Source organism: Dietzia sp. CW19 (assembly GCF_014145265.1).
In the GTDB taxonomy this organism is placed as follows: domain Bacteria; phylum Actinomycetota; class Actinomycetes; order Mycobacteriales; family Mycobacteriaceae; genus Dietzia; species Dietzia natronolimnaea.
In genome coordinates this window covers 1-4319 of record NZ_JAALEE010000371.1, presented here as the reverse complement: position 1 = coordinate 4319, position 4319 = coordinate 1, and the positions used below count along the sequence as shown (strand labels likewise).

Below are 4319 nucleotides of genomic sequence, written 5' to 3'. Positions count from 1 at the left end.
GCGTGTTACTGACCCACGCTCCTAGTCGACCTGCTCACCGAGGACGCGGAGTTCAGCATGCCGCCGTTCGAGCTCTGGCTCCGCGGCCCCGCGCAGATCGAGCGCTGGTGGCGCGGCCCCGGGCAGGTGTGCCGCAACTCGCGGACCATCGTCACCTCCGCCAACGGCCGTCCGGCCGTCGCGGTCTATCACGACGGCGGCGGTCGAGACGAGAGCCGAAACGACGCCGGCGTTCGCGACTCCAGCGCGGCTCGATGGGAGCCGTTCGCGATCCACGTCCTGGAGTCCCGCGCCGGCCGCCTCTCGGCCCTCACCCACTTCATCGGCGCGGGCCACTTCGCCGAGTTCGGCCTGCCCGCCCACCTGCCGTAGGGAGAATCCCCGCCGCACCGATCACTTTCGGCGCCTCGCACCGTCTACCCCTGTGAAGGACGGTCCTTCGGGCCCCGAGCACCTGCTCGACCGGGCCCCCGAGTCCCCTCAGGAGGGATCATCATGAGCCGCACGATCACGGCCCACATGTTCTCCACGCTCAACGGCGTGACGGAGCATGCCGAGCACTGGCAGTTCGACGCCTTCGGACCCGAGGAGATGGAGTTCATGCAGAAGATGACTGCCGCGACCACGGACCTGGTGCTGGGCCGCACGCTCTGGCAGGAGTGGTCCGGTTACTGGCCCGGTGCGCAGGACCCGTTCGCCGAGTGGGTCAACCCGGTCCGCAAGCACGTGCTCACCTCCACCCTGACGGGCGAGCTGCCGTGGAACAGCGTTATCGCCACCGGTGATGCGGCCGGGTACCTCGGGCAGCTGCGGCAGGAACCGGGCGGCGACATCGCGATCGCGGGTGGCGTGGAGACCACCAGGAGGCTGGTGCTGGCGGGCCTGGTGGACGAGCTCACGCTGACCATCCACCCGGTGATCTCCGGTGAGGGCCGCAGGCTCTTCGACGAGTCCGTCCCCACGACGCGCCTGCGTCTGTTGAACTCGACGCAGACCCAGGCGGGCAACATCGTCGCGACCTATGCCCTGCGCTCGGACTCCGCGGACGCCTGACCGGACCCACTCGCTCATCACCCGAAACCCATCACCCCGCCGCCTATCGATCAGAGGAGAATCCGATGTCCTTCCAGGCGTATCTCGACACCATCGAAACCAAGACCGGGCTGACGCCGCGGCAACTCGTGGATCAGGCGACCGAACGCGGTTTCGGCCCCGGCACCAAGGCCGGGCCGATTCTGGAGTGGTTGAAGAACGACTACGGGCTCGGCCGCGGCCACGGCATGGCGCTCGTCCACGTGATCACCAAGGGGCCTCAGATCAGCTCGAAGCACGTCGGCTCCACCGGTTCACACGCCGACGCGATCGACATGCTCTGGCTCGATGGCGCGGCCACCAACCCGAACCGCTGAACCCGGATCCTCCCCCGTCGAGCCGGCGGCGAGTATGCGCAGCCGGTCAGTATCGGATCCCGGCCCCACCACCCGCCACCGCGGGTAGCGTCCGTCACCATGCAGCCCTCGCCCGACCAGGCACCCGAGACCGCAGCCGACCAGCGAGAGGTCGTCCTCGAGCGCCACGACGACGTCGCCGTGATCAGGCTCAACAGCCCCGATCGGCTCAACGCGGCGACCACGCGGAACCTCACCGACCTCGTCGCCGCCCTCGACGCCTGCGACGCCGACGACGACATCCGGGCCGTGGTGCTCACCGGCACCGGGCGGGCGTTCTGCGCGGGGGCCGACATCTCGGGCGGGGGCGACACCTTCGCCGTCGATCCCGGCCAGGACACCGGCAACCCCCCGCCGGACACGGGCGGCCTGGTCTCGCTACGCATCTTCCGGATGACCAAGCCGATCATCTCGGCGATCAACGGCTCGGCCGCGGGCGTCGGGGTGACCATGACCCTGCCCACCGACGTGCGTATCGCCGCGGACCACGCCAAGTTCGGGTTCGTCTTCACGCGACGAGGGTTGGTGCCGGAGGCGTGCTCCACCTGGTTCCTGCCCCGCATCGTGGGCATCTCCACGGCGGTCGAGTGGACTGTCGGCGGCAGAACCATCCTCGCCGGCGAGGCCCTGGAGCGCGGCCTGGTGCGTGAGCTGCTGCCCGCCGACGAGGTCCTCCCCCGCGCCATCGAGATCGCCCGCGAGCTGACCCGCGGCACTGCCCCGGTGTCGGCGGCGCTGACCCGCCAGCTCCTGTGGCGGATGCTCGGCGCTCCCGACCCCGAGGTGGCCCACCGCGCCGAGTCCATCGGAATCTACACCCGCGGCACGTCCGCCGACGTCCGCGCCGGCGTCTCCGCGTTCCTGGCCAAGGAGGAGCCGGACTTCCCGGACCGCGTCTCGGACGGCCTGCCCGACCTCTTCTCACCTGAGCTACTTCCCTCACTGCCTCGCCGCATCATCTGACCGGTTCCACCGCCACCCCCCACCTCGGAGAGGACTCCCCATGACTTCTGTCGACCTCACCGGTCGCGTCGCGATCGTCACCGGATCGACCGCCGGCCTCGGCGCCCGATTCGCCCATGTGCTCGCGGACGCGGGCGCGACAGTCGTCGTGACCGGGCGGCGTACCGAGAGGATCGAGGAGGTCGTCGACGCGATCAGCCGACGCGGAGGCAGCGCGCACGGCGTTCGGCTGGACGTCGCCGATCCGGCCTCCGTCGAGTCCTGCCTCACGGAGGTGACCGAGCGTCTCGGCGCTCCCCGGATCCTGATCAACAACGCCGGCATCCCCGATGCGCAGCGCGCACACAAGATGCCACTGGAGCTCGTGGACGCCGTGTTGGACACCAATATCCGTGGCCCGTGGCTCATGGCGACCGGGGTGGCCCGCCGGTTGATCGTGGCCGAAACCCCGGGCCGGATCGTCAACATCTCCTCGATGGCCGCGTACCACTACGCCGGGAACGGGGCCGCCCTCTATGCCACGACCAAAGCGGCACTCAGTCGGATGACGGAGGCCCTCGCCGTGGAGTGGGCGCGCAATCTCATCAACGTCAACGCCATCGCGCCGGGAGTCTTCGAGTCGGAGATGACCGACGGGATGCTCGAGCGGGTCGGCGACATCGCGCCCGGGTTCCCGCGGAAGCGACTCGGCGTACCCGAACAGCTCGATTCCACGCTGCTCTACCTCGTCTCGGACGCGTCAGAGGCGGTCACCGGGACCGTCATCAAGATCGACGACGGGCAACTCCCCCGCTGAGTCAGCCGCCGCGCACCTGTCACCGATCAGCTCCGGACGCGTACTCCGACGCCAGCTGCCGCAGTGCGTCGTGGTCGCCTCCCAACAGGTCCACGGGTGGGCGCATGCCGGGCAGGGCGACCGACGGCAGGGTCCACCAGGAGGTCGCAGCTTCCGGATAGCGACCGGCGTCCAGCACCCGGTTGATCGCGCAGATGATGTTGTTCGGGTCGCGCGGATCGAAGTAGTCCAGTTGGAATCGCGGGTAGACCCATCTCCGGTCGCCGCGGAGCGCGATCAGGCGGCCGTCTCGCGCGAACGTCCGAAGTGCGTCGGCGGCGGTGGATTCGGACAACACTCCGCGCCGCGCGAGGGCCTCAGCCGCTTCGACCGAGCACATCACAGGCACTTGCAATGTGGCACCCCGCGAGACTGAGACCGCAACGGCACGGGCACGACGAGCGGCAGTAGCGCCCCCTCCGGCACGCGGTGCCGCGGGTCCCCGGAGCAGGTCACCGTCCGGCGCCCGGACCGTCTTCACGGCCCTGTCGATCTGCCCGGCGACCCGGCCGAACGCACTGCGACGATGCACTTCCCGCAGGACGAGGTCCGAGAAGACCTGGTCGTCGAGCTCCCTCAACGCGCGATTCGCCCTGTCCCCCGGCGCGACGGATCTCTGGGACAACGGTCGATTCCGAGAAGTCATTGACGACCACCCCGCCTTCTGGGGAAGAACTCTAGACCGTCCGGGGGGTTGCGGCGAGGAGCAGTGTCGGCACGATGCTGCGCTCGGCGACCCGAGAATGTCCCGCATCAGGCCTCGGTGCGGCGCCACCAGTCGCTGATCGCGGTGGCCAACTCTTCAGGCGTCTCCACCGGCAGCATATGCCCGGTCTCCGGGATCTCCACGTAGGCCACCGCCCGGGCGCCCTTGCTGCTGGCGCCCGCACCACCGCCCCCGGCACCGTTCGCCTCGGCCCACCTGCGCTGTTCCTCGGTGGGCACCACCTGGTCGTGTGATGCCCCCACGATCAGGACCGGGCAGGGCGCCTGCGCGGGGAAGGTACTGCGGTCCGGTCGTGCGCCCAGGGCCACCGAGTGCGCGGCGAACCGCTCCGGCCCGTACCCGCGCG

The 4319-nt window shown here is 69.9% G+C and carries 7 protein-coding genes; 5 read left to right on the top strand and 2 right to left on the bottom strand.

Translation table 11 applies throughout. The annotated features are described in order from the left end of the window. The first annotated feature begins 57 nt into the window (after positions 1-57). The 5 genes from G6021_RS11505 to G6021_RS11485 all read left to right on the top strand — a co-directional run bounded on the left by G6021_RS11505 (position 58) and on the right by G6021_RS11485 (position 3207). Positions 58-372 carry a hypothetical protein gene (locus tag G6021_RS11505; RefSeq protein WP_182640108.1) on the top strand — a complete coding sequence of 105 codons (315 nt, stop codon included), beginning with the start codon at positions 58-60 and terminating at the stop codon, positions 370-372. 123 nt (positions 373-495) lie between these two features. Then, complete coding sequence (locus G6021_RS11500; RefSeq protein WP_095718241.1) at positions 496-1053, top strand: dihydrofolate reductase family protein; 558 nt, start codon at positions 496-498, stop codon at positions 1051-1053. A 65-nt stretch (positions 1054-1118) separates the two neighbouring features. Further along, entirely contained in the window at positions 1119-1409 is a 291-nt protein-coding gene (locus tag G6021_RS11495) for a DUF4287 domain-containing protein (protein WP_182641328.1), read from the top strand. Between the two features lie 99 nt (positions 1410-1508). Continuing rightward, positions 1509-2411: an enoyl-CoA hydratase-related protein gene (locus G6021_RS11490; protein ID WP_182641327.1), complete on the top strand. Its 903-nt coding sequence runs from the start codon at positions 1509-1511 to the stop codon at positions 2409-2411. A 40-nt stretch (positions 2412-2451) separates the two neighbouring features. Then, entirely contained in the window at positions 2452-3207 is a 756-nt protein-coding gene (locus G6021_RS11485; RefSeq protein WP_095718244.1) for an SDR family NAD(P)-dependent oxidoreductase, read from the top strand. A gap of 19 nt (positions 3208-3226) precedes the next feature. On the opposite strand, the gene G6021_RS11480 is transcribed toward G6021_RS11485, so the two are convergent. Together G6021_RS11480 and G6021_RS11475 are read right to left on the bottom strand one after the other, a co-directional pair. After that, entirely contained in the window at positions 3227-3541 is a 315-nt protein-coding gene (locus G6021_RS11480) for a hypothetical protein (protein ID WP_182641326.1), read from the bottom strand. 458 nt (positions 3542-3999) lie between these two features. Beyond that, a partial coding sequence (locus G6021_RS11475) for an alpha/beta hydrolase (protein ID WP_182641325.1) occupies positions 4000-4319 on the bottom strand: 320 nt, incomplete at its 5' end.